Source organism: Caulobacter sp. GW821-FHT05F04, assembly GCF_059419665.1.
In genome coordinates this window covers 17,955-44,208 of sequence record NZ_JBWKSF010000002.1, presented here as the reverse complement: position 1 = coordinate 44,208, position 26,254 = coordinate 17,955, and the positions used below count along the sequence as shown (strand labels likewise).

28 protein-coding genes and 2 pseudogenes are annotated in these 26,254 nt (G+C 69.1%); 15 read left to right on the top strand and 15 right to left on the bottom strand.

All coding sequences use genetic code 11. The features are described from left to right. Position 1 precedes the first annotated feature (1 nt). Positions 2–2,326 carry a cell cycle protein kinase DivL gene (gene divL / locus AC07R7_RS04585; protein ID WP_494634310.1) on the bottom strand — a complete coding sequence of 775 codons (2,325 nt, stop codon included), beginning with the start codon at positions 2,324–2,326 and terminating at the stop codon, positions 2–4. Positions 2,327–2,480: 154 nt separating this feature from the next. On the opposite strand from divL, the gene AC07R7_RS04580 reads away from it, so the two are divergent. Together AC07R7_RS04580 and AC07R7_RS04575 are read left to right on the top strand one after the other, a co-directional pair. Beyond that, a complete protein-coding gene (locus tag AC07R7_RS04580; RefSeq protein WP_492888225.1) occupies positions 2,481–2,882 on the top strand; it encodes a metallopeptidase family protein in 402 nt (133 codons plus the stop codon). After that, the gene (locus AC07R7_RS04575; RefSeq protein ID WP_494634309.1) at positions 2,879–3,298 is read left to right on the top strand and encodes an SWIM zinc finger family protein; all 420 of its coding nucleotides are present in this window, start codon (positions 2,879–2,881) and stop codon (positions 3,296–3,298) included. The genes AC07R7_RS04580 and AC07R7_RS04575 overlap by 4 nt, the downstream gene beginning before the upstream one ends. Here the strand turns inward: AC07R7_RS04575 and AC07R7_RS04570 are convergent. Then, entirely contained in the window at positions 3,295–3,780 is a 486-nt protein-coding gene (locus AC07R7_RS04570; RefSeq protein ID WP_494634308.1) for a GFA family protein, read from the bottom strand. The two genes, AC07R7_RS04575 and AC07R7_RS04570, sit on opposite strands and share 4 nt — an antisense overlap. A 128-nt stretch (positions 3,781–3,908) precedes the next feature. Here AC07R7_RS04570 and AC07R7_RS04565 point away from each other — a divergent pair, with 128 nt between their 5' ends. The 4 genes from AC07R7_RS04565 (at position 3,909) to mmcB (ending at position 7,006) form a co-directional block, all read left to right on the top strand. Continuing rightward, the gene (locus tag AC07R7_RS04565; protein WP_494634307.1) at positions 3,909–4,532 is read left to right on the top strand and encodes a class I SAM-dependent methyltransferase; all 624 of its coding nucleotides are present in this window, start codon (positions 3,909–3,911) and stop codon (positions 4,530–4,532) included. A 166-nt stretch (positions 4,533–4,698) separates the two neighbouring features. Next, positions 4,699–5,841, top strand: coding sequence for a ferritin-like domain-containing protein (locus AC07R7_RS04560; protein WP_494634306.1), 1,143 nt, complete (start codon positions 4,699–4,701; stop codon positions 5,839–5,841). Between the two features lie 131 nt (positions 5,842–5,972). Continuing rightward, on the top strand, positions 5,973–6,506 hold the full coding sequence (locus tag AC07R7_RS04555; protein WP_494634305.1) for a lipocalin family protein: 534 nt from the start codon (positions 5,973–5,975) through the stop codon (positions 6,504–6,506). A 44-nt stretch (positions 6,507–6,550) separates the two neighbouring features. Then, positions 6,551–7,006: a DNA repair putative endonuclease MmcB gene (mmcB, locus tag AC07R7_RS04550; RefSeq protein WP_492837534.1), complete on the top strand. Its 456-nt coding sequence runs from the start codon at positions 6,551–6,553 to the stop codon at positions 7,004–7,006. A gap of 8 nt (positions 7,007–7,014) precedes the next feature. Here mmcB and AC07R7_RS04545 read toward each other — a convergent pair whose 3' ends face one another. After that, complete coding sequence (locus AC07R7_RS04545; RefSeq protein WP_494634304.1) at positions 7,015–7,344, bottom strand: hypothetical protein; 330 nt, start codon at positions 7,342–7,344, stop codon at positions 7,015–7,017. Between the two features lie 48 nt (positions 7,345–7,392). Further along, a complete protein-coding gene (gene recQ / locus AC07R7_RS04540) occupies positions 7,393–9,234 on the bottom strand; it encodes a DNA helicase RecQ (RefSeq protein ID WP_492837536.1) in 1,842 nt (613 codons plus the stop codon). 245 nt (positions 9,235–9,479) lie between these two features. Between recQ and AC07R7_RS04535 the strand changes: the two genes are divergently transcribed. Then, positions 9,480–11,441 (top strand): transglycosylase domain-containing protein, encoded by a 1,962-nt coding sequence (locus AC07R7_RS04535; RefSeq protein WP_494634303.1) that lies wholly within the window; start codon positions 9,480–9,482, stop codon positions 11,439–11,441. Here AC07R7_RS04535 and AC07R7_RS04530 read toward each other — a convergent pair. The 4 genes and pseudogenes from AC07R7_RS04530 to AC07R7_RS04515 all read right to left on the bottom strand — a co-directional run bounded on the left by AC07R7_RS04530 (position 11,438) and on the right by AC07R7_RS04515 (position 14,369). After that, positions 11,438–12,181 carry a YgjP family zinc-dependent metalloprotease gene (locus AC07R7_RS04530; protein ID WP_492888234.1) on the bottom strand — a complete coding sequence of 248 codons (744 nt, stop codon included), beginning with the start codon at positions 12,179–12,181 and terminating at the stop codon, positions 11,438–11,440. The two genes, AC07R7_RS04535 and AC07R7_RS04530, sit on opposite strands and share 4 nt — an antisense overlap. A 37-nt stretch (positions 12,182–12,218) precedes the next feature. Beyond that, positions 12,219–12,460 (bottom strand): annotated as a pseudogene (locus tag AC07R7_RS04525) (hypothetical protein); the annotation flags it as partial. After that, on the bottom strand, positions 12,402–13,664 hold the full coding sequence (locus tag AC07R7_RS04520) for a polyhydroxyalkanoate depolymerase (protein ID WP_494634302.1): 1,263 nt from the start codon (positions 13,662–13,664) through the stop codon (positions 12,402–12,404). The pseudogene AC07R7_RS04525 and the gene AC07R7_RS04520, both read right to left, overlap by 59 nt. 114 nt (positions 13,665–13,778) lie before the next feature. Next, positions 13,779–14,369, bottom strand: a complete 591-nt coding sequence (locus AC07R7_RS04515) for an SCO family protein (protein WP_494634301.1) — start codon at positions 14,367–14,369, stop codon at positions 13,779–13,781. Between the two features lie 74 nt (positions 14,370–14,443). On the opposite strand from AC07R7_RS04515, the gene AC07R7_RS04510 reads away from it, so the two are divergent. Both AC07R7_RS04510 and spdR read left to right on the top strand, forming a co-directional pair. Continuing rightward, on the top strand, positions 14,444–15,844 hold the full coding sequence (locus AC07R7_RS04510) for an ActS/PrrB/RegB family redox-sensitive histidine kinase (RefSeq protein ID WP_492837541.1): 1,401 nt from the start codon (positions 14,444–14,446) through the stop codon (positions 15,842–15,844). A 76-nt stretch (positions 15,845–15,920) separates the two neighbouring features. Next, positions 15,921–16,478, top strand: a complete 558-nt coding sequence (spdR, locus tag AC07R7_RS04505; protein WP_492888238.1) for a stationary phase response regulator transcription factor SpdR — start codon at positions 15,921–15,923, stop codon at positions 16,476–16,478. Positions 16,479–16,521: 43 nt separating this feature from the next. Here the strand turns inward: spdR and AC07R7_RS04500 are convergent, their stop codons facing one another. The 3 genes from AC07R7_RS04500 to AC07R7_RS04490 all read right to left on the bottom strand — a co-directional run bounded on the left by AC07R7_RS04500 (position 16,522) and on the right by AC07R7_RS04490 (position 18,468). Further along, a complete protein-coding gene (locus AC07R7_RS04500; RefSeq protein ID WP_494634300.1) occupies positions 16,522–17,307 on the bottom strand; it encodes an SDR family oxidoreductase in 786 nt (261 codons plus the stop codon). A 176-nt stretch (positions 17,308–17,483) separates the two neighbouring features. Then, on the bottom strand, positions 17,484–17,765 hold the full coding sequence (locus tag AC07R7_RS04495; RefSeq protein WP_494634299.1) for a 4a-hydroxytetrahydrobiopterin dehydratase: 282 nt from the start codon (positions 17,763–17,765) through the stop codon (positions 17,484–17,486). Positions 17,766–17,826: 61 nt separating this feature from the next. After that, positions 17,827–18,468 (bottom strand): HAD-IA family hydrolase, encoded by a 642-nt coding sequence (locus AC07R7_RS04490; protein ID WP_494634298.1) that lies wholly within the window; start codon positions 18,466–18,468, stop codon positions 17,827–17,829. A 145-nt stretch (positions 18,469–18,613) separates the two neighbouring features. Between AC07R7_RS04490 and AC07R7_RS04485 the strand changes: the two genes are divergently transcribed. From AC07R7_RS04485 to AC07R7_RS04470, 4 genes are all read left to right on the top strand, one after another. Continuing rightward, complete coding sequence (locus tag AC07R7_RS04485) at positions 18,614–19,213, top strand: hypothetical protein (RefSeq protein ID WP_494634297.1); 600 nt, start codon at positions 18,614–18,616, stop codon at positions 19,211–19,213. 76 nt (positions 19,214–19,289) lie between these two features. After that, positions 19,290–19,394, top strand: coding sequence for a hypothetical protein (locus AC07R7_RS04480; RefSeq protein WP_492837548.1), 105 nt, complete (start codon positions 19,290–19,292; stop codon positions 19,392–19,394). 74 nt (positions 19,395–19,468) lie between these two features. Beyond that, positions 19,469–21,550: an AsmA family protein gene (locus AC07R7_RS04475; protein ID WP_494634296.1), complete on the top strand. Its 2,082-nt coding sequence runs from the start codon at positions 19,469–19,471 to the stop codon at positions 21,548–21,550. Positions 21,551–21,793: 243 nt separating this feature from the next. Continuing rightward, positions 21,794–22,069, top strand: coding sequence for a YjhX family toxin (locus AC07R7_RS04470; RefSeq protein ID WP_492888245.1), 276 nt, complete (start codon positions 21,794–21,796; stop codon positions 22,067–22,069). A 1-nt stretch (position 22,070) separates the two neighbouring features. Here the strand turns inward: AC07R7_RS04470 and rsmD are convergent, their stop codons facing one another. Next, positions 22,071–22,634, bottom strand: a complete 564-nt coding sequence (rsmD, locus tag AC07R7_RS04465; RefSeq protein ID WP_494634295.1) for a 16S rRNA (guanine(966)-N(2))-methyltransferase RsmD — start codon at positions 22,632–22,634, stop codon at positions 22,071–22,073. Between the two features lie 260 nt (positions 22,635–22,894). Between rsmD and AC07R7_RS04460 the strand changes: the two genes are divergently transcribed. Then, the gene (locus tag AC07R7_RS04460) at positions 22,895–23,866 is read left to right on the top strand and encodes a CPBP family intramembrane glutamic endopeptidase (RefSeq protein ID WP_494634294.1); all 972 of its coding nucleotides are present in this window, start codon (positions 22,895–22,897) and stop codon (positions 23,864–23,866) included. A gap of 9 nt (positions 23,867–23,875) precedes the next feature. Here AC07R7_RS04460 and AC07R7_RS04455 read toward each other — a convergent pair. Next, positions 23,876–23,968 (bottom strand): annotated as a pseudogene (locus AC07R7_RS04455) (hypothetical protein); the annotation flags it as partial. Positions 23,969–23,974: 6 nt separating this feature from the next. Then, entirely contained in the window at positions 23,975–25,234 is a 1,260-nt protein-coding gene (locus tag AC07R7_RS04450; RefSeq protein WP_494634293.1) for a pseudouridine synthase, read from the bottom strand. Positions 25,235–25,292: 58 nt separating this feature from the next. On the opposite strand from AC07R7_RS04450, the gene tadA reads away from it, so the two are divergent. Beyond that, entirely contained in the window at positions 25,293–25,790 is a 498-nt protein-coding gene (gene tadA, locus AC07R7_RS04445) for a tRNA adenosine(34) deaminase TadA (RefSeq protein ID WP_494634292.1), read from the top strand. On the opposite strand, the gene AC07R7_RS04440 is transcribed toward tadA, so the two are convergent. Further along, positions 25,787–26,206, bottom strand: coding sequence for a hypothetical protein (locus tag AC07R7_RS04440; RefSeq protein WP_492888251.1), 420 nt, complete (start codon positions 26,204–26,206; stop codon positions 25,787–25,789). The genes tadA and AC07R7_RS04440 overlap by 4 nt on opposite strands. Between the last annotated feature and the right edge of the window lie 48 nt (positions 26,207–26,254).

Here is a 26,254-nt window from a genome sequence, read left to right as displayed (position 1 = left end):
ACTAGAAGCTCAGCTCCGGCTGCATCGCGCCAGGCTGCTGAGTTTCGGGCAGGTGGCAGGTGAAGGTCGAGCCGGCACCCGGCTCGCTCTCCAACGCCACCCAGCCGCCATGCAGCTCGACCAGCGCCTTGACCAGGGCCAGGCCCAGGCCAGGCCCGCCGCGATCCCGGCCGACGAAGCGGTCGAAGATATGGGCCTGGACGTGGAACGGCACGCCCCGGCCGGTGTCGGAGACGTCGAGGCGCACCTCGCCCAGCGCGCGGCGGGCCGACAGGGTGACGCGGCCGCCCGGCGGGGTCTGGCGCAGGGCGTTCTCGACCAGGTGGTCCAGGGTCTGGGCCAGGCGCTTGCCGTCGCCGCGGATTAGCCCGACTTCTTCGTCGCACTCGACCGCCAGGGTCACCGCGCCCAGCTGGGCGTCCTTCAGGGCGTGTTCCTGGGCGTTGAGCAGCAGGTCGGAGACGCGGATGTCCCCGATCTCCAGCGCCATCTCGCCCGCGTCGATCTGGGCCATGTCCAGCACGTCGTCGATCGAGCGGGCCAGCTGGGTGGCGGCGGCGCGGACGGCGGCCACGTGGTTGCGGCCGCGCTCGGAGATGCCGTCGGCGCGCTCCAGAAGCTCCGAATAGCCGATGATCGTCGTCAGCGGCGTGCGCAGTTCGTAGCTGACGTTGCCGACGAAGTCGCGCTTCAGCCGCTCGGCCTCGGCCAGGGCGGCTGACCGGTCGGCCAGGGCCGACTGCAGGTCGCGGGTGTCGGTGACGTCGGCGAAGGCGATCAGGGTCGCGCCGTCCGGCAGCGGCCGGCTCTGATAGACGACGATGCGGTCGTCCGAGGTGCGAACCTCGCCCGAGGTCGGGGCGCGCATCTGCGGATCGGGATCGGCCACCCGGCCCTTCAGCTCGCGCCAGAAGGCCAGGTCGTGCAGGCGCGGCACGCACAGCTCGACCACGCCCTCGAAGTCGCCGGCCGCCTCCAGGGCGAAGGCGCTGACGTTCCAGAAGGTCTCGAAGGCCTCGTTGTGCAGGCGCAGGCGCCCGTCAGAACCGAACACCGCGACGGCGTCGTTCAGCTTGTCCAGCGTGGCCTGCTGCACCTGGATCAGGGCGTTGTACTGGGCCTTCAGGCGCAGCTCGCCGGTGATGTCGGAATAGATCAGCAGCATGCCGCCCAGCGGATGGGGCTGGCGCACCACCTTCAGCGTCCGCCCGTCGGGCAGGTGCCACAGGTCGTCGGCCTGAGGCCCCACGTCCTCGTAGCGGGCCAGCTCGGCGGCCTTCCAGACGGCGTAGTCGATGGTCTCGGGCAGGCGACGGCGCTGGCGCAGGCGATCCAGGATCTCGCCATGGGTCGGACGGTCGGCCAGCCAGGCCGGCTCCAGGCCCCACAGTTCGGCGAAGGCGGTGTTGTGGAACGACAGCCGCCGCGTGGCGCTGAAGATCGCCACGGCCTCGGCGATGTGGTTCAGGGTCTCGTCGTGGGCCTCGACGTGCTTCTTGAAGGCGTCGCGGACATCCTCGATCTCGGTGACGTCGGCGCAGAACACCCCGACCCCGCCGCCTTCAAGGGGCTGGGCCGACAGGCGGAACGCGCGGCGGCGGCCTTCCAGGTTGATCCAGCGCACGGCCTCGCGGCGGCCTTCTCCGTTGGCGCTTTTCTCGACGGCCTCGACGACCAGGGCGTCGGCGGCGCGGTCGAAGCTCTTGCCGGCCAGGGCGGCCGCGGAGGCGGAGCTGGCCCCGACGGCGCGGACGAAGGCGGCGTTGCCCCAGACGGCCTGGCCGTCGGCCCCGGCGATCCAGGCCGGCTCGGCCACGCTGTCGACGAAGGCTGCGAAGCGGGACGCCGACGGCAGGCCGGAATCGCCGCCGCTGCCGGCCATCAGGCGCAGCCAGGCCAGCGCCCCGACCGCGCGGCCCTCGACCGAAACCCAGCCCGCGGCCCCGCGCGCTTCGAACGCGCAGGCTTCGCCGCGCTCGAACAGCGCCGTCAGCTTGTGGGCATGGTCGGGATCGGCCCCGCCCAGGGCGGCGATCACCGCGTCGACGCGGGCCTCCACGCCCAGCACCTGGGCGCAGGCCGAAAGACCCTCGGCCCCGGCGGCCAGATCGGCGCGGCCGCCCTCGACGGCGATCACGGCGGTGTCGAAGGCTTCGACCCAGGCGGGCGCGTCCAGGGCGTCGCCGCCTTGCAGGCTAAGGCGGGCCTTCAGCGCGGCGATGCGGGCCTCATAGCCGCGGCGCTGCCCCAGCGACCACAGGGTGACGCAGATGGCGAGACAAACCGCGCCGGCCACGGCCGCGAGGATCAGGTCGTACGAAGTCATCAGGCGCGTCGCTTACCCCAGCGGGTCGTCGAATCAGAATCCCAGATTAGTCGGGCCATGACCAGAGCGCGATCAAGGTCGGGTGTGGCGGTCGGTCGCGATTTCATCGCGACACCCGGTGGCTTAACGCTCCAATCGCTCTATTTGGAGACCCATGACCTGGTCCGACCGCCTCGCCCCGTCGCTCGACGACTTCGCCGCCCTGGCCCGGCTGGCCTTCGACGCCCTGCCCGACGAATTCCGCAAGCTGACCGGCGACGTGGTCATCCGGGTCGACGACTTCGCGGCCGAGGAGGTCCTGGACGGCCTGGACATCGAGGACGCCTTCGAGCTGACCGGCCTCTATCAGGGCGTCGACCTGGGCCGCCGCTCGGTGCTGGACTACGGAACCGAGCCGTCGCGCGTGTTTCTCTACCGCCGTCCGATCCTGGACGAGTGGGCCGAGCGCGGCGACGTCAGCCTCGGTGACCTGATCGCCCACGTGCTGGTCCACGAGATCGGCCACCATTTCGGCCTGTCGGACGACGACATCCACCGCATCGAGGACGAGGCATGAGCCCCAATCCCAGCCAACTCTTCGACACCGACACCTGGCGCGAGCGCATGGACGAGCGCTGGTTCGACACCGGCGCGGCCATGGCCGAGGCCGGCGCCGTCGACCTCGTCTCGATCGAGGACGAGAAGGTCACCGCCCACGTCACCGGCAGCGTCGGCGATCTCTATGTCGTGCAGCTGTGGGCTCCGGCCGGCGAAGGCCTGTGCACCTGCCCCGGCTTCGAGAAGTTCGGGGCCTGCAAGCATCAGGCGGCCGTGGTCACCGCCGCCAACGCCGCCGACCTGGCCAAGGTCCGCGAGCGCATGGCGAAACTGCGCGACGGCCTGGCCCTCGACAGCAAGGACGCCCTGATCGAACGCCTCGCCGAACTGGCCCGCGTGCAGCCGGCCGTGCTGGCGGCGCTGGAAGGGCGCTAGAGGAAGTCGTCGATCGGCGCCTTGCGCTTGGCCTTCGGTTTCGGCCGTTCCCACATCACGCCCGGATAGCCCTTCAGCGGGACCAGCTTGCCGCCGCCATAGGCCCAGTCCGGCGCCTGGTCGAGCGACGTGTGGTAGCGCGGCTCGCGGCCGGTGCGGGTCTCGAACAGGGCGCGCGGCAGGTTGATCATGGTCGGGGCGCGCTTGCGCTCCATGAAGATCGGCGTCCCGCAGCGACTGCAGAAGCCCCGGGTCGTTCCCTCGTGCTCGTGGCGGGTGACGAGGTCCTCGCCCTCCAGCCAGCGGAAGCGGCTGCGGTAGCTGGCCGTGTAGGTGACATAGGCGCAGCCCTGGGCGCGGCGGCTGGCGGCCGAGTGGTCGTGGAACGCCCACCGCGCCGGCACGCCGATGGCGACCCGCACCGCCCCGCACGCGCACGCGCCTTCGGCCTCCTCGGCGGGCGGTTTGAGGGGCTTGGGCATGGGGAGAACTCCGAAGCGACTGGCCGTTTCCGAATAAAGCGCACTGCTGCCAGATCTGACAGCAGGCCGGCTTGACCAAACCCGCCCCGCGCCGCTCTGCTGCCAACTCAAAAAAGGGGGAAAACGCCATGGCGACGCTGTACGAGCGCTACATCCTGCCCAAGCTGCTGTGCTGCGCTTGCGGCGCGCCGGCGTTTCGCGAGCAGCGGACCAAGATCGTGCCCCAGGCGTGGGGCAAGGTGCTGGAGCTCGGCGTCGGCGGCGGCTTGAATCTCGCCTTTTACGACCCGGCCACGGTGACCCGCGTCACCGGCGTCGACCCCTCCGCCGAGTTGCGCGCCCTCGCCCAGGCCGCCCCGCGCCCCGAGGGCCTGGCGGTCGAGATCGTCGCGGGCGAGGGCGAGAGCCTGCCGTTCGGCGACGCCCGTTTCGACACCGTGCAGTGCACCTTCACCCTGTGCTCGGTCCGCTCGCCCGCCGCCGTCTTGTCCGAGGCTCGGCGGGTGCTGCGGCCGGGCGGCCGCTTCCTGTTCTGCGAGCATGGCCTCACGCCCGACGCCGGTACGGCGCGCTGGCAGCGACGCATCGAACCGCTGTGGAAGCGCCTGGCGGGCGGCTGTCACCTGACGCGGCCGGTCTCGGCGGCGGTCCAGGCGGCCGGCTTCCGCCTGGACGAGAACCACCGCTTCTATCTCGACAAGACGCCGCGTCCGCTGGGCTGGTGCGAGCGGGGCGCCGCGAGCGTCGCCTAGAGAGGCTGGCCGCGTCCCAGCCCAGCCACGCCAGCAAACCTGACGCCTCCGTCATTTTTTGTTTGACCCGTCCGCTCAACTGAGTTGACAGTGTTCAGATGGGCCGAGATCCGCGCAAGACGGACCCTGCCCGCTGGACATCGCACGGCCGATAGGGAGCGCCGACATGACCGACCCAATCTCTAAAGACCGGAATATCACCAAGGACGCCATGTACGACGCGGTCGCGCCGGACGACTTCGAGTCGATGCTCGAACTCGACCGCTACGGCAACCGCTCCAGCGCCTTCGACAAGATCATCTCGGCGACCCACGACCACTTCTGGGATCCGCTGGACAAGACCTATATCGACTTCGACGAGCCGTTCGACATGGAGAACCAGGCCCTGGTTCCCGAGGACATGGTCATCGCCCTGTCGACCGACTACGTCTCCAACCACCTGTCCGACCCGAAGACGCGCATCCGCTTCATCAACCAGTCGGTGCTGCGCAGCTTCTCGTCGATCCTGCACGGCGAGCAGGGCGCGCTGAACCTGTCGGCCAGCCTGTGCCACGTGCTGAAGGACCAGGGCGCGCAGGAATATGCCGCCAACCAGACGCGCGAAGAGGCCCGCCACGTCACGGCCTTCGCCAAATACATCAAGGCCCGCTGGGGCAAGCCGGTCGAATGCGGCCCCGCCCTGAAGACCCTGCTGGTCGAGATCATCGGCGCGCCCGAGGTCTACAAGAAGATCATCGGCATGCAGATGCTGGTCGAAGGTCTGGCCATGGGCGCCTTCGCCACCTTCTACAACAATATCAACGATCCCGTGGGCAAGCGCCTGCTGCAGCTGGTGATGACCGACGAGGCCTTCCACCACAAGTTCGGGAAGATCTGGGCCGACCGCACCGTGCCCAAGCTGTCGCCCGAGGAACACGCCATCATCGAGGACTGGGCGGCGCACTGTTTCCAGACCCTGCTGTTCAACCTCGTCTCGCCGCACCAGCAGCTGGACCTCTATGCCGAATTCGGCCTGGATCCCGACAAGGTGGTCGAGGAGTACGGGAAGATCATGACCGACGACGTGCGTCGGGAGAACATGAAGGAGCAGACCAACATCTTCCGGGTGCTGGTCAAGACGCTGCTCAACGCAGGCATCATCACCGACCGCACCAAGGCCTTCTACGCCATGTATGTCGATCTCGACGAACTGAAGGGTGAGGGCGAGCGGATGGTCGGCGACGACATCGCCGAGGAAGGCATCCGCCACCTGCAAGCCATCAACTTCAAGGATCGTCCAGTCGGCGCCGTCAGCATCGCCGCCGAGTAGTCGCGCCCCGGCGCCAGAGCTTAGCCGCCCCGCCGGAACCCCGGCGGGGCGGTCGTCGTTTTTGGACCGCGCTATCATCCGGCGGCCGCGGGCCGTCGTATCTGGTCACGCGTTCACGCCCCGGAGTCTTCATGCGCGCCGCCCTCCTCGCCCTGCCGCTCGTTCTGTCGCTGAGCGCCTGCGTCTCCGGCCCTAGCGGCAATCCCAATCCGCCGCAGCCGGCCAAGGCCGTGGAGCTCGATCGCTACCTGGGCAAGTGGTACGAGGTCGCCCGCTACGACATGCGCTTCGAGAAGGGCTGCGAAGGCGTCACCGCCGAATATTCCAGGCGCCCCGACGGCCTGATCCGCGTGCTCAACACCTGCCGCCAGGGCGCCGTGGACGGCCCGGTGAAGGTCGCCGAGGGCAAGGCCAAGGTCGTGGACATCACGACCAACGCCAAGCTGAAGGTCAGCTTCTTCGGCCCGTTCTTCGGCGACTACTGGGTCATGGACCACGCCGACGACTACAGCTGGTCGATCGTCGGCGAGGGCTCGGGACGCTATCTGTGGCTCTTGTCGCGCGAGCTGCCGACCGAAGCTGACCGCGCGGCGCTGACCGCGCGGGCCAAGGCGCTTGGCTATGACGTGGGCATGCTGCGGCCGACGAAGCAGCCAGCGCCTTAGCGCCCCTCTTGATCCGCGAACAAAGCTGGAACACTATTCCGTCGATGGACGTGATTATCCAGCTTCAGAGCCGGCCTGAAACCACCCTGAACGTGACGCGCGGCGCCGCGCGACTGTTGGTGGATCTGGGCTATGCGCCGCTCGCTGAAGTCACCCTGCCCAATGGACGACGCGCCGACCTGATGGCGCTGGGACCCAAGGGCGACGTGCTGATCGTCGAGGTGAAGTCGGGGCTGGAGGACTTCCGGGTCGACCGGAAGTGGGGCGAGTACGCACCCTATTGCGACGCGTTCTATTTCGCCGTCGCGCCGCATTTCCCGGAGGGCGTCCTGCCGGACGAGCCGGGGCTGGTCGTCGCCGACGGCTTCGGCGGCGCGGTCGTGCGCGAGGCCCCGCTCACGCCCCTGGCGCCAGCGCGTCGCAAGGCCCTGACGCTGGCGTTCGCCCGCCTCGCGGCCTTGCGGGCCGCGGGCGTGAACGCCGAGCGCCTGAGTCTCTAAAGGTCTGGCTAGTCCAGGTTCCGCGCGATCAGGAAACCCACGCCCAGGCCGATGGCGAACGCGCCGAAGGCCACGCCGATCGGGTGTTCCTCGGCGGTGTGATGAACCACCTGGGCCTTGTCGCGGGTCCAGGCCGCGCCGACCTTGGCCTTTTGCTCGGCGAAGGTGCGGGTCTGCTGGGCAACTTCGGTGGCGGTCTCGCGGGCCGACTTGACGGACTTGGTCACCGCTTCCTTGGCGCGCTTGGTCTTTTCGGCGGTCGTCTTCCTGGCCTCGTCAACGGCCGCAGCGGCGGCGGACGAGGCGTCGTTCGGGGTAAAGCTGCTGACGTCGGTCATGGGGGGAGGCTCCTCGGCTTGACGGGGAGCTAACGCGCGGGGAGCCGTCTAGTTCTCCCGCACGACCTTCAAAACCGCCTCGCCGTAACGATCCAGCTTGCCCTGGCCGACGCCGCCGGACTTGCCGAGCGCCGCCAGGGTGGCCGGACGCGCGGCGGCGATCTCGGCCAGGGTGGCGTCGTGGAAGATGACGTAGGGCGGCACGTGCTGCGCCTGCGCCTGCTCCTTGCGCCACGCGCGCAGGGCCTCGAACAGGACCTGGTTCTCGGTCGGGATGGTCAGGGCCTTGCCCTCGCGGCGCTTGCGGGCGCCCGTCGAGCGGCCGGTCTCCGGCGCCTCGGCCATCTGGCGCAGGGCGACGCGGCGCTCGCCGCGATAGACCTGGCGCACGCCCTCGACGTCGCCCAGGCCGATCAACGGCCGGCCGTCATTGGGATCCTCGCGCAGCAGGCCCTCGAAGATCAGGGTGTCGAACAGGTCGCGCCACACCGGCTGGCTGAACTCGCGACCGATGCCGAAGGTCGGCAGCTGCGCCTCCTGCGGCGTGACGTCCTTGGTCTTGCCCAGCAGGTGTTCGATCAAGCGCCCGCGCCCGAACCGGCCGCCCATGCGGTGGACGGCCGACAGCGCCTTCTGAGCGGCCTCGGTGGCGTCGATGCCGGTCGGCGGCGAGACGCAGACGTCGCAGACCCCGCAGCGGGCCACGCCCTCCTCGCCGAAATAGCGACGGACGGCGGCGGCGCGACAGGTGACGCCCTCCAGCATGGAATAGAACTGGCGCAGCTTGCGGCCTTGCGCCTGCTTGACCTCGTCGGGGGCGTCCTTGGTCTCGATCCGGCGGCCGGCCCAGGCCATGTCGGCCGAGCCGTAGAGCGTGATGCCCTCGGCCGGCTGGCCGTCGCGGCCGGCGCGGCCGACCTCCTGCCAATAGGCCTCGATGGCGGCCGGCGGGTCGGCGTGGATCACGAAGCGGACATCGGGCTTGTCGACGCCCATGCCGAACGCGATCGTCGCCACCATCACCGCGGCGTCGGCCTCCAGGAAGTCCTCCAGCCGCTTGGCGCGGACGGCCTTGTCGAGGCCGGCGTGATAGGCCAGGGCCGGAACGCCCTCGGCGTTGAGCTTCTCGGCCAGCTTTTCGGTGGAGTCGCGGCTGCCGGCATAGACGACGCCGGCCCGGCCAGGACGTTCCAGCACCAGTTCGACCACCCGGTCATGGCCCTTGCCACGCTTGCGCTCGGCGGAGAGGGCCAACTCGGGCCGGGCGAAGCTGTCGACGAACTCGGCCGCGCCCTGCAGGCGCAGTTCGGCGCGGATGTCGTCGCGGGTCCGGGCGTCGGCGGTGGCGGTGACGGCCAGGCGAGGCACGTTGGGGAACAGCTCGGCCAGCCGCCCCATCATCCGGTATTCGGGCCTGAAGTCGTGCCCCCACTGACTAACGCAGTGGGCCTCGTCGACGGCGACCAGGGCCAGAGGCGTGCGCGAGAGGCGATCCAGCATCCACGGCTGCATCAGGCCTTCGGGCGACAGGTACAGCAGGTCGACCTCGCCGGCGTCGATGCGCCGCCAGATGTCCGAGCGCTCGTCCATCGAGACGTTGCTGTCCAGCCGCTCGGCCGCCACGCCCGCCTGGCGCAGGCCCTGGACCTGGTCGGCCATCAGCGCGATCAGCGGCGAGATCACCAGACCCAGCCCGGGCCGGATCAGCGACGGGATCTGATAGCACAGGCTCTTGCCGCCGCCGGTCGGCAGCACGGCCATGGCGCTGCGCCCGGCCAGGATCTCGTTGATCACCCCCGCCTGCATGCCTCGGAAATCGGCGTGGCCGAAGGTGCGCCGCAAGACGTCGCGGGCGTGGTCGAGTTCTGGGGATTCGGGAGGAACATACACGGGCGCTCTTTTGGCAGCGTCCGGCCCCCAGGCCAAGTGTTGGGGCCCCCAGGACGTCATGATCACCGCGCCTCTCGCTTACTCAATTCCAGGTAGCATATCGCCACGATCGGTCGAGCGCCACAAGAGCGCCTCGGGTCGCATTTACCTCTCGTCAATCTTGTCGCGCGTTCTGTGGGCTTCGGCTAAACGGAACACGCGCGAGCGTGAGCCTCCTCGCGGCCGCATCTTGGAACAGGAAGACCATGGCGAACGGACCCTTCGGCGGGAACAAGGCGGCCAGGCCGCAGCGCACCCCGCTCCAGGCCCTCGTCTATTGGGGCACGGTCCTGGGCGTCTGGGGCCTGATCTTCATCGTCGCCTTCTTCGCGGTGTTCGCCAGCGATCTGCCGGACACGTCCAAGCTCTACGACGTCAAGCGCCAGCCCTCGATCAACTATCTGGACCGCTCGGGCGCCCTGCTGGCGGTGCGCGGCAGCCAGTACGCGCCGCCGGTCGATATCGACGCCCTGCCGGAATACGTGCCGGCCGCCTTCGTGGCGATCGAGGACCGGCAGTTCTACCACCACTTCGGCTTCAACCCCTGGGGCATCATGCGATCGGTGGCGTGGAACGCCACCCATGACGGCCCGCAGCGCGGCGGCTCGACCATCACCCAGCAGCTGGCCCGCAACCTGTTCCTGAGCCCGGCCCAGAACTATCGCCGCAAGGCCCAGGAGCTGATCCTGGCCGTCTGGCTGGAGATGAAGTTCAGCAAGAAGCAGATCCTGGCCCTCTACATGAACCGGGTCTATTTCGGCGCGGGCGCCTACGGCATCGAGGCCGCCTCCCAGCGCTACTTCAACAAGCCCGCCAAGGACCTGACCATCGGCGAGTCCGCGCTGCTGGCCGGAATGATGAAGGGTCCGGCCCGCTATTCGCCGGTCTCGGCCAAGGAGCGCGCCGCCCGCCGCGCCACCATCGTCCTCGACGAGATGGTGCGCATCAAGGCCATCACGCCCGAGCAGCGCGACGAGGCCTTCAAGGAGCCGGTGCGGGTCTCGGCCACCCTGGCCAACCAGCGCGCCCAGTACTTCACCGACTATATCGACGCCCAGGTCCGCTCGCTGGTCGGCGAACCGACCGAGGACCTGGTCGTCGAGACCACGCTGGACCTGCCGATCCAGGTCTCGGCCGAGCGCGCCGTGAAGCTGGGCGTGGATGGCCACGGGGCCCAGGGCGTGCAGCAGGCGGCGCTGGTCGCCATCGACGGCGAAGGCCGTATTCGCGCCTATGTCGGCGGCGCCGACTATGCCGACAGCCAGTTCGACCGCGCCACCACCGCCCGCCGTCAGGCCGGCTCGGCCTTCAAGCCGTTCGTCTATCTGACCGCCATGGAGCAGGGCCGCACGCCCGCCGTCATGGTCGTCGACGAGCCGGTCAAGATCGGCAACTGGGAACCGAGGAACTACACCAACAAGTATCTGGGCCCGATCACCCTGCAGACGGCCCTGGCTCAGTCGATCAACACGGTCGCCGCGCGGCTGGCCAACGAGGTCGGCACCAGCAATGTCGCCGCCACCGCCCGTCGTCTCGGCATCACCAGCAAGATCCAGCTGGACCCGTCGATGGCCCTGGGCGCGGTCGAGGTCTCGCCGATGGAGATGGCCCAGGCCTACGCCCCGTTCTCGAACGGCGGCTTCATGGCCAAGGGCTACGGCATCGAGCGCATCCGCACCGCCAGCGGCAAGGTGCTGTACGACCACAGCGTCGATCGCCAGGCCCGCTCGGCCGTGATCGGCTCGCCGGCCCTGCAGTACATGAACCAGATGATGCGCCAGGTCGTGGCCTCGGGCACCGGCACGCGCGCCAAGGTCGCCGGCTATGACATCGCCGGCAAGACCGGCACGACCAGCGACTACAAGGACGCCTGGTTCGTCGGCTACACGGGCGGCTTTGTCACCGCCGTCTGGACCGGCAAGGACGACAACACCCCGATGAAGCGGGTCACCGGCGGCGGCGCCCCGGCCGAGATCTGGCGCACCTTCATGTCGGCCGCCCTGCCCCGCCTGAAGGCCACCCCAATCCCGGGCGGCATGGTCGAGCCTCCGCCGGTCGAGAACACCGACCCGATCGGCGATCTGATGAACACCACCCCAGGTCCGGAAGGCCCGGCGGCCGAAACCCCCTCCGGCGCGGCCCCGCCGGCGGACCAGCTGCCCTACTAGGTCGGCGAAGCCCCGATCGCGTGCAGCTCCGCCGCGTGGGCCCGTAGCCACGCGCGGTGGGGCGCGGGATCACCGGCCAGCCGCTCGCACAGCGCCCAGAAGCGCGGCCCGTGGTTGGCCTCGATCAGGTGGGCGCACTCGTGGGCGGCGACGTAGTCGGCCACCACCGCCGGGGCCAGGATCAGGCGCCAGCTGTAGCGAATCGCCGCCGGAGCCCTGGATGTCGCCGGCCGGCAGGAGCCCCAGCGCGCCTTGGGATCGGCCACCGCCACCGACGGCATCGGCCGGCCCAGGGCCGCGGCATGGACGGCGGTGCGCTCGGTCAGCACGGCCAGCGCCTCGCGCCTGGCCAGGCGGATGACCTTCAGCCCCCAGTTGGCGTCGTCGGGCGCGACGATGCGGGGTCCATCGCCATGGGCGTCGTCAAGGCGAGCCCGCCCCGGACCGACCTCGAGGCGATAGGCCTTGTCGTTGAGCCGCAGGATCCCGCCGGGCGCCAGGTTCATCCGCTCGGGCAGGGCCGCCAGCTGCTTGGCGATCCAGCCGGACTTCTCCTGGGCGAAGGCCACGGCCTCGTTCAGGCGCTTAGGATTGGGAGCCAGGGCGACGATCTCGGACCGGGCCCGGTCGACGCGCAGCGAAATCCGCCGCGCCCGGCCGTCCACCCGCAGGCGAACCGGCCAGCCGCCGATCTCCAGTCGATCACCGTCGGAAAAGCGTTGGGCCTTGAGCGCGAACATCGGGGCTTAAGATCGGGTGCGTTGGCTCGCGCCGCAAGCGGGCCCGCAATCCTCGCCCTTCGACAAGCTCAGGGTGAGGATTTCTAGTGTCCCGATTCCGAAGTTCGCAAGCGCTTGTGGCAAGCTCCGACGAACTTCGGAATCGATAAGGACACTAGCGCGGCGCCAACATTCGTCCTCACCCTGAGCCTGTCGAAGGGCGGGGACGGTCGCTCGGCCCCTAAGCCTCTTCCTCGAAGTGCGGGTCGCACTTGCGGATGAAGCGGCGCACGCGCGGATAGATCTCCTCGCGGAAGCGGCGGCCGTTGAACACGCCGTAGTGGCCGACGCCGGGCTGCACATAGTCCAGCTTCAGGTCGTCGGGGATGTTCGCGCATAGGCCGTGGGCGGCCTGGGTCTGGCCGATGCCGGAGATGTCGTCGTTCTCGCCCTCGACCGTCATCAGGCCGATGTCGGTGATCGTCTCGGGCTTCACCAAGGTCCCGCGGTGCGTCAGCTCGCCCTTGGGCAGCAGGTACTGCTGGAAGACGATGTCGATGGTCTGGAGATAGAACTCCTCCGTCAAGTCCAACACCGACAAATACTCGTCATAGAATTCCAGGTGCTTGTCGGCGCTGTCGCCGTCGCCGGTCACCAGGTGCTCGAAGTAGCGGCGGTGGGCCTCCTGGTGGCGCTCGGCGTTCATGCTCATGAAGCTGGCCAGCTGGACGAAGCCCGGATAGACGCGCCGGCCCGCGCCCGGATAGGGCGGCGGAACGGTGTAGATCATGTTCGACTGGAACCAGGTGAACGGCTTTTCCTCGGCCAGCTGGTTGGTCACGGTCGGCGACAGGCGCGCGTCGATCGGCGAGCCCATGAAGGTCATGCTGGCCGGGCGTGACGGATGGTTCCGCTCGGCCATCAGGGCGGCGCCGGCCAGGACCGGCGGCCCGGGCTGGCAGACGGCCACGACGTTCGGGCGCGGCCCCAGCACGGCCAGCATCTCGATGATGTGGTCGATATAGTCGTGGAAGTCGAAGCGGCCTTCCAGCACCGAGACGTTGCGGGCGTTGACCCAGTCGACGATGAACACCGAATGGTCGGGCAGGAAGGCTTCGACCGTGCCGCGCAACAGGGTGGCGTAGTGGCCCGACAGCGGGGCGACGATCAGCACGGCGGGATCCAGCGAAAACTTCCCGGCCCGGCGCATGTCGGCCATGTCGCGGTCGAACTGGATCACCCGCGCCCAGGGGCTTTGCCAGACCACGGTCTCACGGACGCGGACGTCGACCTGGCCGACCCTGATCGTGTCCAGGTTCCATTTGGGCTTGCCGTAGCGGCGCGTGACGTTGGCGAACAGATCCGCGCCGGCGTGCATATGTCGGCCGACGGCCGAGTCGGCGGCCGGATTCAGCGGCGATCCCCAGAAGTCCCGGGCCGCCCGCGCCGCGAGGCGCATCGGCGTGGAGGCGTAATAAGCCGCCTCATGTAGAGCGTAGAGCATGGCGCACTCGCGATGTTGCATCGCAACATAGCACGCCAAAGCCTAAGAGAGTCTACCTTTCACAGCGATTGGCGCCGCGTCATGGGGCCGCCTCACGCCGGAGTGGTAGCGTTCTCAGCCCTCGCGCATCGCGTCGGCGATCCGGCGTGCGATATCCGCCGGCGGCAGGTTGTAGGGGATCACCGTCTTAAAGCGCCCCTTGGGGTCCATCAGGTAGATCGCCGTCGAGTGGTCCATGGTGTAGCCGGGGCCGTCGCCGACCTTGGCGTAGTAGACCTTGTAGGCCTTGGCGGCCGCCTGGACCTGCTCCTGCGTCCCGGTCAGGCCGATCGTCGTCTTCGGCACATAGTCGGCCGACAGATAGGTCTTCATCTGCTGGGGCGTGTCGCGGGCAGGGTCGATCGAAATGAAGACGATCTGCAGGTCCTTGGCCTTGGGACCCAGCTGGTCGGTCGCCGCCGCCAGGCCCTGCAGCGTGCCCGGGCAGACGTCGGGGCAGTAGGTGAAACCGAAGAACACCGCGCTCCATTTACCTTTCAGCGCTTTCTCGGTGGTCGGAACGCCATTCTGGTTCACCAGCTGGAACGGCCCGCCGACCGCGACGGACGCTTGGGACTTGAACACGCCGGCGCGCCACGCCAGGCCCGCGGTCACGGCGAGCCCCAGGACGCAGGCCAGGATCAGGACAAGGCGGTGGCGAGGCATGTGCTTTTCATCCTTTTCTTGCCGCTTGTCCTTTTGCTCTCGCAAAGCGCGCAATTCTGGACAATCCTGCGACCATGACTGACGTATCGTTCGCGAGAGCGCCCGACGATCAACGTCACAAAGGGCTCGATAAGCCGGGCGACGAACCGGCGCAAGACGACGCCTGGTCCTGGACAGCTCCAGGACTGCGCCGCGGACGCTTAAGGGTGCGAACCCTTCTGGCGCAGCGCTGGCTATGGGTGGTCGGCCAGACCGCCGTTCTGCTGATTTCCGGACTGGTTCTGAAGCTGCAGGTGCCGTGGGCGCTGTGCTTCACCCTGATCGCCCTTTCGGCCTGGCTGAACGTGCTGCTGGGCCTGGCCTCCAGCGGCCAGCGCCTGGCCCGCGACGGCGAGGCCACCGCCCAGATCGCCTTCGACATCCTGCAGCTGTCGGGCCTGATCTATCTGACCGGCGGCGCGCACAACCCCTTCGCCTTGCTGCTGATCGCGCCGGTGACCCTGGCGGCGGCGACCTTGCCGGCCCGCTACGCCTTCGGCCTGGGCGCCCTGGCCATCGCCGCCTCGGTGCTGCTGGCGATCTTCCACATGCCGCTGCCGACCATAAACGGCCGTCCGTGGCCGTTCGAGCCCAACCCGTTGATGCTGTGGACCATCGTGTCGGCGCGGATCGTCGGCATCATCCTGACCGCCGCCTATGCCTGGCAGGCGGCCAGCGAGTCCGCGCGGATGGAGCTGGCCCTCAACGTCACCGAGACCGTGCTGGCCCGGGAGCAGCGTCTATCTGCCCTCGGCGCCCTGGCCGCGGCCGCCGCCCACGAGCTCGGCACGCCGCTGGCGACCATCTCGGTGGTGGCCCGCGAAATGGCCCGCAACGCGCCCGACGAGCAGACCCGCGAGGACGCCGAGCTGATGATCGGCCAGGCGGCCCGCTGCCGCGAGATTCTCCAGCGCCTGACCGAGATGCCCGAGGCCCAGGACGCCGTGCACGAGCGCATGAGCCTGGTGCAGCTGGTCCAGGACGTGATCGAGCCGCACCTGGTGCATGGCGTCCGCGTGGAAGCGGTCGTCAACGGTCCTTCGGGCGAGACCGCCCCGGACATCTGGCGGCGCCCGGAGATCATCCACGCCATGACCTCCATCGTCGAGAACGCGGTCGATTTCGCGAGGGGCGAGGTGATCGTCATCGCCCGCTTCGACGCTCGCTACATCGTCATCGAGGCGCGCGACGACGGTCCGGGCTTCTCGCCGGAGGTGCTGGCCAAGCTGGGCGAGCCCTATGTCACGACCCGTCCGGGCGCGGAAGGCTCGCGAACGGGGCACATCGGCATGGGTCTGGGCTTCTTTATCGCGAAGACCTTGCTGGAACGAACCGGCGCGACAGTGGATTTCCGTAATGGTCGCCGGGGGGGGGCGGTGGTTTCGGCGCGCTGGCCTCGTCCGGCCTTGGAAGCTCCTGGTTTCGCGGGGGCTTGAGTACGACGCGGAAGCACGAAAGTATGGGTTGTTATTTGGCCTGTTGAGTATTGGCGCTGGGGAGGCGCGGACTTCTATGGCGGATATCGGTGAGCTGGTTTCGGCGCTGCCGGACAAGACGCTGCTCTTGTTGGATGATGACGCTCCGCTGCGGACCCGATTGGGTCGAGCGCTGGAGCAGCGAGGGTTCGAGGTGACGCTGGCCGCGTCCGTGGCCGAGGCCCTGACCCTTCTGCGCAGCCATGCCCCGGCCCACGCGGTGCTGGACATGCGGCTGGAGGACGGCTCGGGCCTCAAGGTGGTCGAGGCGGTGCGCGACGCCCGCGCCGACGCCAAGGTCATCATGCTGACGGGCTACGGCAACATCGCCACGGCCGTGGCGGCGGTGAAAGCGGGGGTGGTCGACTACCTCTCCAAGCCCGCCGACGCCGACGACGTGGCCCGCGCCCTGCTGGCCGCCAAGGACGCGGCTCCGGTGCCGCCGGAAAACCCGATGAGCGCCGACCGCGTGCGGTGGGAGCACATCCAGCGCGTCTACGAGATGTGCGGCCACAACGTGTCGGAAACGGCGCGCCGGCTGAACATGCACCGGCGGACGCTGCAGCGGATCCTGGCGAAACGCGCGCCGCGCTGAGATGCAAGATCCTCCCCCGCGACACGGGGGAGGATTTATCCCATCACATCGCCGAGATGCCGCCGTCGACCTTGATCTCGGCGCCGGTCATGAACTTGCTCTCGTCGCTGGCGAGATAGAGCACCGCGTTGGCGATGTCGTTCGGCTCACCGATGCGGCCCAGCGGCACCTGACGGGCCAGCTTGGCGAAGGCCTCCTCCTTGCCGAACCGCGAGGTGAAGCCCTCCAGGATCGGGGTGTCGATGAAGGTCGGGTGGATGGAGTTCGAGCGGATGTCGAGCTTCATCTTGGCGCAGTACAGCGCGATGTTCTTGCTGAGCAGCCAGACCGCCGCCTTGGAGGCGTTGTAGGCGGGCGAGTTGCCGTTGGCGATCAGGCCGGCGATCGAGCTCAGATTGATGATCGAACCGGGCTGGTGGGCCCGCATGTGGGTCAGGGCGTGCTTGGCGCCCAGGAACACCGAGTCGACATTGACCGACATCACCTTTTTCCAGAGCGCGAAATCCAGGCTCTCGATCGGACCGTCGCCGCCGATGCCGGCGTTGTTGACCAGCACCGACAGGCCGCCCATGTCGCCGGCGGCCTTTTCCAGCACCTCGATCCACTGGTCTTCCTGGGTGACGTCCAGCAGGTAGGCAAAGGCCGTGCCCGCGCCGTGGGCGGCGTTGATCTCGTCGGCCACGGCTTGGGCGCCGGCCAGGTTGAGATCGGCCAGGGCGACCTTGGCGCCTTCCTTGGCCAGCATCCGCCCCGCCGCCGCGCCCAGGCCCTGGGCCCCGCCGGTGATGAAGGCCTTCTTGCCGGCGACCCGGCCCGTGCTCTGCGCCATGCGGCGTCCTCCCGATTGTTCAAACAACAGTTTGAACCGGGCATGAGAACAGGGGAAGCCGAAATCTCTCCTCCCCCTCTTGGGGAAGGGGGACAGCTCGGTCTCGCCTACACAGACCCCCTCCGTCTCCGCGCGTATTCGCGCGAATCCACCTCCCCCAGAAGGAGAGGAAAGTCCTAGGCGGCGCTGTCCATGAACTTCGCCAGCGTCACGTCCAGGTCCGTCACACCATCCGCGTCGTGCGTCGTCAGCAGCACCTCGACGCGGTTGTAGACGTTGAACCATTCCGGGTGATGGTCGAGCTTGTCGGCCATCAGCGCCACGCGGGTCATGAAGCCGAAGGCTTGATTGAAGTCCGCGAACTTGAAGGTCTTGGTGATCGCGTCCTTGCCGGAAGCCGCGCTCCAGCCGGAAAGCTGGGCGAGCGCGGCGTCTGCGCCGATCTTGGGACGGGGCATGGGTTTTCTCTTCCGACGATGAAGAGAAGCCCGTGGGGCACGGGCTTCTGGGGTTTCCCTCTCAGAACGCCAAACCGGTCGCTTGGGCAAGGTCGTCCAACAACTGAGCCTCGCCCGACACCTTGATCGCCGTCATGCCCAGGGTCGCCGCCGGCTTGCAGTTGATCCCCAGGTCGTCAAGGTAGACGCACCTATCCGGCGCGACGCCCAGCCGCTCGCACATCATCTGGTAGATGCGCGGATCCGGCTTGCGCACCCCGGCCTTGGAGCTTTCGATCACCGCGTCGAACAGGGCCATGATCTCGCCGACCGCCAGGGCCTTTTCGGCGCTCTGGGCCATGCCGGGTCCATGGCCGGTGGGGACGTTGTTGGTGATGCAGCCGACCTTGAACCGCGCCTTGCAGGCCTTCAGCGCCTCCAGCACCCGAGGCCGCAGGTCGCCATAAAGCAGCGGCAGCACCTCGGCGCCCCGGACCGCATGGCCCAGGCGCGTCGCCTCCTCCAGGAACAGACCGTCGAAGGCCGCCGCGTCGATCTCGGCCCGCTCGAACCGGGCCCAGGCGTTCACGTCGGGGTCGGTGGCGTTGACCGTGCGGATGAAGTCCTTGGGCAGACCGCGCTCGGTCTCGTAGCGGCGGAAGGCCTCGAACGGCGAGGTGGTGAACACCCCGCCGAAATCCCAGATCACCGCCTCGATCGCCATGGCCGCCCCTCAAACAGATGTTTGACGCAACGCTACCCGTCTCGCGGCGTGAGGGGAAGCCGCCACGGCCACGCTCGCGCGACGGGTGAAAGGACGCTCGCGACCGCGCTGGAAATGTTTTGTTAACCCTCGTCCGGAGTCGCCCATGATCGCCTTTCGCCGCCTGACCACGATCGCCCTCGCCACGGCCGCCGTCCTGACGGCCGCGCCCGCGCTGGCCGGTTCGAGCCCTGGCGGCGTCGGCGGCCCGCCGGGTCCGGAGATCCTGCCGCCCAACGCCGCGCCCGGCCAGTGCTTCTCACGCCGGGTCACCGGTCCGGGCGGCGCCTATCGCTGGGATCGTATCGAGTGCGACAGCGCCTATGGCGGCGGCTACGGTCACGGCTATGGCGGCGGTCGCCTCGACGTCCAGACGCAGGGCGCGCCCGCCTACGGGTATCAGGGCGGTTACCAGGGCGGGTACACGACCGACTGTGGCGGCTGCGGCGGTTGCGCGGACCGTGGCTATCCGGGCGGCTACGCCCATGCCGGTGATCGCTACGGCGAGCGCCGGTACGATAGTCGCAATTCGCGATCACAGTACGCGTACGAGAGCAGCTCATACAGCGGCGGTTACGCCTATGGCCGTGGGGGCCAGGGCGAGAACTATCCGCCGCCGTATGGCTACGGCTCTCCCTACCCCGGTTACGTCGCCGCCGGGCGCGACGAGGCCGGTTACCTGATCTGGCCCGGAAAGGCGCCTTAAACCCCAAAGTGGGTGGCGCCGCCCTTGCGCCGGAAGCGTCGAGTTGCACCAAAATGGGACGGGGGAACTATTCATCATGCGCACGCCAAGCCGGCCGTTTTTCAAGGCCTATGAACTCGTGGCCATCGCCGTCTTCATCATCGCGGGGGTGGTCGTCTGCCGGATCGGTCTCGTCTACTGACGGGCTGATCCCGGAACCGGCCTGAAGGTCGTTTCGCTTCAAATTGGAACAGGATCGCCCGGCTCACGCGTTGTGTGGGTTCAACCGGAGCCACGATCCTGTCCACGCTCGACGTCACGCCCGCGCCCAGGCCGCCCCGGAACCCGTTCCGAGGCCTGTCGCGGCGCGCCCGGATCGGCATCGGCGCGGCTCTGACCCTGGTCACGGCGATCATCGTCTTCCTGGTCGTCTTCGACTGGAACTGGCTGCGCGGCCCGATCGGCCGCTACGCCTCGGCCCAGCTGCAGCGCGAGGTGGCGATCACCGGCGACCTGCGCGTCCATCCCTGGTCGTTCTCGCCCAAGGCCGAGGCTTTTGGCGTGCGGATCGGCCAGCCGGCCTGGGCCAAGTCGGTCGATCCACAGGCCGGCCAGATGGCCCAGGTCGAGCGCATCGCGGTGCAGATCAAGATCCTGCCGCTGCTGCGCGGCCAGGTCATCCTGCCGTTCCTGGCCATCGACAAGGCCGACGTGCGCCTGTTGCGCGACAAGGACGGCCGGGCCAACTGGACCTTCGGCGCGAGGAAGAGCGACAAGCCGCTGAAGCTGCCGGCCGTCCAGCGCTTCGTGATCAACGAGGGCCAGCTGCGGGTCGACGACCGCCAGCGCGGCGCGCTGTTCGTCGGCACGGTCAACGCCCAGGAACGCGCCGGCGACAGGGGCGGCCGCTTCGTGCTGGAGGGCAAGGGCAGCCTGAACCGGTCCGCCTTCGTCGCCCAGGTCACCGGCGGCCCGCTGCTGAACATCTCGCCCAGCCGTCCCTACCCGTTCGACGCCGACATCCGCGCCGGCTCGACCCGCGTCACGGCGCAGGGCAAGGTCATCAAGCCGTTCGATCTGGGTCGCTTCGAGACCCAGCTGACCGTATCCGGCGCGGACCTGAACCGCCTGCACGACCTGACCGGCCTGACCCTGCCCAACACCCCGCCCTACAAGGTCTCGGGCCATCTGGTCCGCAGGGGCGACCGCTACGACTTCGAAAAGCTGTCGGGCCGCGTGGGCGACAGCGACATCCGTGGCGACCTCTTCGTGCTGACGGGTCGCGAGCGGCCCTATCTGGAAGCCGACCTGCGCTCGCGCCGGCTGGATTTCGACGACCTGGGCAGCCTGTTCGGCGCCGCTCCGGCCACCGGTCGCGGCGAGACCGCCTCGGCCGGCCAGAAGGTCGAGGCCGCGCAACGTGACGCCACCCAGCGCCTGCTGCCCGACGCCACCCTGCAGGTCGAACGTATCCGCGCCATGGACGCCAAGGTCAGCTACCGCGCCGAGACCGTGAACGCGCCCAATCTGCCGCTGCGCAAGGTCAGCGCGGAGGTGGTCCTGGAGAAAGGCGTGCTGACCGTCGACCCGCTGGCCCTGACCTTCTCGCGCGGCGACCTGAAGGGAACCGTGCGCCTCGACGCCCGCCCGGCCACGCCGAAGACCGATATCGACGTGCGCCTGCTGAACGGCCGCACTGAGGACTTCATCCCGATCAAGAGCCAGGGCAGGCCGGCCATCGAGGGCGCGGTCATGGCCCGCGCCAAGCTGACCGGCACGGGCAACAGCGTCCACCGCGCCGCCTCCACGGCCGACGGCTCGGTCACCCTGGTCGCCCCGCGCGGCCAGATCCGCCAGGCCTTCGCCGAGCTGCTGGGCGTCAACGCCTCCAAGGGTCTGCTCCTGCTGCTGTCCAAGAGCGACAAGGAGACGCCGGTGCGCTGCGCCGTCGCCGACTTCGACGTCAGGAACGGCGTCATGACCACCACCACCTTGGTCGCCGACACTGGCGTGGTGCTGGCCAAGGGCCGCGGCACGGTGAACCTCGCCACCGAGCGCATGGACTTCCGCATCGAGGGCGACAGCAAGAAGCCGCGCCTGGTGCGCCTGTTCATCCCGATCACCATCAAGGGCCCGATCATGGCCCCCAAGACCGGCCTCGACGTCAGCAAGACCTTGGGCCAGGGCGGCGTCGCCGCGGCCCTAGGCTCGCTGATCAACCCGCTGGCGGCGTTGCTGCCCCTCATCACCACCGGCGAGGCCAAGGACGCCGACTGCGCGGGCCTGGTTTCCGAGGCCCGCCAGCAGGGCGCGCCGGTGAAGGTCGGGCAGACGACGGCGGCGAAGGTCAAGAAGTAGCGGTCGCTTGGGCTCGCGCGGATGTTCCGAACGTCCAGCCGAAGACCCGACCTTGAGCTTCGCTGGCTCTTGCCCCATCTTCCCGTCACCAACCTCTCTTGTGTGGTTCATGTCCGAGATTGTGCGCGAGGCGCGGGCCTAACAGGCTCCGAACCTCGGTTCGAAAGTCGCTAGGCCCGCTATCCGCCCGCGTATCCGCTGGCCGGATGCGCGATCGTATGCCTCGATCTCTCGGACAATCCCTTGAACATCTCCAAACCGCAGCAAAGGACGCTGCACGCGCTGGCCCAGGGCGGCCGGATCGAACTCGAACGCGACGAGAAGGGTAAGATCATCTCGGCGCCTTGCATCACCCGCGACGGCTGGGCGCTGACCGACTGCACGGTCGGCGTCTTCCAGTCGCTGAAGCGCAAGCGGCTGATCGCCAGCCAGGACGGCGGCCCCTACCGGATCACCCGGCTGGGGCTGGGCCATCTGCGGGCGCAGCTCGACAACCGGGTGGGCGCGAAGGCGTGGTGAGTTAGAGCAGCTTGTAGAACAGCACGCGCGCGGCGCCGTAGTCGCGCGCGTCGATCTGCTCGAAGCCTTCCAGAACCGGGTCGATCTCGCCCCGGCCGCGCTCGAACATCAGGATCGCGCCGGGGGCCAGCCAGCCGTGGGCGCGCAGTTCGGCGACGGCCTTCTCGCCCAGGCCCTTGGCGTAGGGCGGGTCGAGGAAGGCGATGTCGAACGGCGCTCCGGCGCTGGCCGGGCGGGGTCCCAGGTCGGTCGCGTCGCGGCGGTGCACGCGGGTGACGCCGAACAGGTGCATGGCGTCGATGTTCTCGCGGATCGCGCCGCGCGCGGCGTCGTCCGTCTCGACGAACAGGCAGAAGCCGGCCCCGCGCGACAAGGCCTCCAGCCCCAGCGCGCCCGAGCCGGCGAACACGTCGATGACCCGCGCGCCGTGCAGCTCCGGCGCCCAGGCGGCGTGTTCCAGGATGTTGAACACCGCCTGGCGGGCGCGGTCGGAGGTGGGGCGGGTGGCCTCCCCCGGCGGCGCGACGATGGCCTTGCCACGATACTGGCCCGAGACGATGCGCATCAGGCGGCCTTCGCCGGCGACGAAACGATCCGGCGGCCAAGCCAGGAGAGTCCGAAGACGAGCATCAGCCTGTGCCGGCGCCCCGCGCCCGTGTCGCCCCTGCCCGAAACCCCGTCACTCATGCCCGCCCCCCTTACAACCCGTAACCGGATGTGTGCCGTCCCGCGCGCGCTGCGGCAAGCACCCGCTTTACAAGATCGCGCCCCTTCCCTCTTAGTCGGCCCGGAAGCCAGCAACGCGTGGCGAGAGGCGAGCGGACGATGCGCATGGGCGAGCTGATGGAGGCGGTGAAGCGTTCGCGCTTTCTGGCCGACCTGTCGCCCTATGACCGCGACCCGTGGCGGACGGTCTTCGCCGTGCCGGTCGGCATGCTGGCCGGCGCCGTGGCGGGCCTGCTGGGCGCGACCAGCGCCACCCTGATCAGCCTGCTGGTGGTCAGCGGCCTGGACGGCGCGCCGGCGGCCGGCGACCTGTTCAGCGTCTTTTCCGATCCGAACCTGACCGAGCCGACGGCGCGGCAGTCGTTGTTCTTCCTGGCCGTGCTGGCCGGTGTGAACCTGGGCGCGGCGGTCGGCTTCGTGTTCGCGGCCGGCGCCATCCACCACCGCCGCATCACCGACTACATCAATCGCGGCCAGCCCGTGCGCTGGCGCCTGCTGCTGGGCGGGCTCGTCCTGGTCGGGGGGGTGATGATCGCCGTCACCGGCGTCGCCGCCGCCCTGGGCGAGTCGCTGGATCCGCCGCTGTGGAAGGTCTCGCCGAACCTGGTGGGCCGCACGCTCTACGCGACCATGGCCATCGCCCTGCTGATCCTGGCCGCGGCCGCCGAGGAACTGGTGTTTCGCGGCTGGCTGCTGAAGCAGAGCGCGGCCTATGTCCGCGACCCCATCGTGCTGATGGTGCTGAACGGCCTGCTGTTCGCGGCCATCCACTTCGATCCGAACATCGACGCCTTCCTGGTCCGCGCGGCCATGGGCGCGGGCCTGACCTGGATGGCGTTGCGCCTGGGCGGCATCGAGCTGGGCATCGGAGCCCACGCGGCCAACAACGCCGTGATCCTGCTGCTGATCCGGCCGATGACCACCCGTCCGGACTCGCCGCACGAGTTCAAGGCCGGCCTGATCGCCAGCGCCCTGGTGGTGCTGGCCGGCTTCATCGGCGTGGCCGAGCTGTCGGTGCGCTGGCCGGCCCTGCGCCGCTGGACCAGCGGCTCGAGCCCAGCGGCGGCTTAGCGCCGAACCGCGTCCCCGCCCTTCGACAAGCTCAGGGTGAGGACGAATGCCGACGTCGGTCTAGAGACCCTCATCCTGAGCTTGTCGAAGGACGAGGGTCTCGGCTCCTCAGCGCTTAGGCGGACCACCGCGCGGGGCGGGACCGCGCGAGGGCTTGGCCGCTCCCGGACGCGGGGCCGCCCTGCCCGGCTTCTCCGACACACGCCGCGCCGCGCCGTCCACTGGCTTGCCCAGCGACTTGCCCGCCGGCTTGCCGCGCGCGGCGGGTTTGCCGATGTCGATGAACTTGCTCTCCATCGACTTGGGGGCGCGCTTGGCCTTGGGCGCGGCGATGCCCTTGCTGGCCCCCTTGGCCGGGGCGTGGGGCGAGACCTTCTTCTTCGGCTTGGCCCAGCCGGCCTTGTAAACCGGCTTCTCGGACTTTTGCGGCGCGTCGAGGACCACCGCCCGGTCGGCGCGCGGAACGCCCCGGCGCTGCAGGTCGCCGCCGCCCGGCGTGCCGGGGGCCTTCACGGCGCTGGCGATACCGTTGAACTTCGGACGATCGCCCGTCGGCATGTTCTCTTCGGAGACAATGCCTTCCATCAGCTCGCGGATCACCCGGGGACCGACCTCCTCGATCTGGCCGGCTTCCAGCGGACCCAGGGCGAACGGGCCGTAGGACATGCGGATCAGGCGATTGACCTTCAGGCCCAGGGCTTCCAGCACCTTGCGGACCTCTCGGTTCTTGCCTTCCGACAGGCTGACCGTGATCCAGATGTTCTTGCCGCCGCCGGCCTTGTCGTGGGCCTTGTCGATCTTGGCTTCGATCGAGCCGTACTTGACGCCCTCGACGGTAATGCCGTCCTTCAGCGTGTCCAGCTTGGCCTGGGTGGTGTCGCCGAAGGCGCGGGCGCGGTAGCGGCGGACCCAGGCGTTGCTGGGCGTCTCCAGGGCGCGCGACAGCTCGCCGTCATTGGTCAGCAGCAGCAGGCCTTCGGAGTTCAGGTCCAGGCGTCCGACCGAGATCAGGCGCGGCAGCTCCTTGGGCAGCGACTGGAACACCGTCGGCCGGCCCTTGGGGTCGTTGTGGGTGGTCATCAGCCCGGTGGGCTTGTGGTAGCGGAAGATCCGCGTCGGCTCGCGCTCGGCCACCAGCTGGCCGTCGACGGTCAGGAAGTCGCCGGGCTGGACCTTGACCGCGGGCGTGGTCAGCACCTTGCCGTTGATCGCCACGCGACCCGCCTCGATCAGCCGCTCGACCTCGCGCCGCGAGGCCACGCCGGCCCGCGCTAGCGCCTTGGCGACGCGTTCGCCAGGACCGCCGTCGAGCTCGCCGTCTTGACCGTCGAGTTCAGGCTCGTACAGGGGATCGTGTGGCTTGGTCATTTTCGGCGTCCTTCTCGGGCTGGGCGCATCTCTCGATGGGCTGTTTCAGGTTCAGGTAATGCACACCGATCTCCCCGACGATCAAGACTTGGAGCAGGATCGGCGCATGATGCACCTGGCCCTCGACGCCGCCCGCGCGGCGGCCGAGGCCGGCGAGACACCGGTCGGCGCGGTGATCCTGGATCCGAGGACCGGCGAGGTCATCGCCACGGCCGGCAATGGCCCGATCGCCGCCCACGACCCCACGGCCCACGCCGAGATCGCGGCGATGCGCGCGGCGGCGGCGAAGCTGGAGAACTACCGCCTGACCGACCTGACCCTGGTCGTCACCCTGGAGCCCTGCGCCATGTGCGCCGGCGCGATCAGCCACGCGCGGATCGGCCGGGTGGTGTTCGGAGCCGAGGATCCCAAGGGCGGGGCCGTGGTCCATGGCCCGAAGTTCTTCGCTCAACCCACCTGCCACTGGCGGCCGGAGGTGACGGGCGGTGTTTTGGCCGAAGAGAGCGCCGAGCTGCTGCGGGGATTCTTCCGCGCCCGCAGAAAAACCAAAAGCTAGCTGAGCAGGGTCGAGCCCAGCAGGACCTTGGCGCCGGGCTTGCCAACCACCTGGTCGCAGGCCTTCTGCAGCTCGCGCGCCACATAGTCGAGGTCCGGCGGGACGCCGCCGCGCAGGCCGGCGGCATAGACCATCAGCACCTGGGCGAAAGCCGCCCGCAGGCGAGGCGTCGAGGCCTGGGCGCGCTCCATCAGCTTGGGATCCTTGGCCTCGATGCCGGCCTCGACGGTCATCACGCCCCGGCGGCCGTCACGGCGCAGGACCACCGCGTTGATCGGATCCAGGGCGAAATAGGTCGGCGGCGCCTTCTTCTCTTCCTTGCCATGAGCGCTGGCGAAGGCGACCGTCGGCGCGGCCAGGGAGCCGCCGGCGAGGGCGGCGATCAGGGCGATCGGAAGGAGGCGGTTTCGGCGCATGTCGCCTTGCTACCGCACCGGGGTTGACGTCCTCTTTACGCCTGCGAG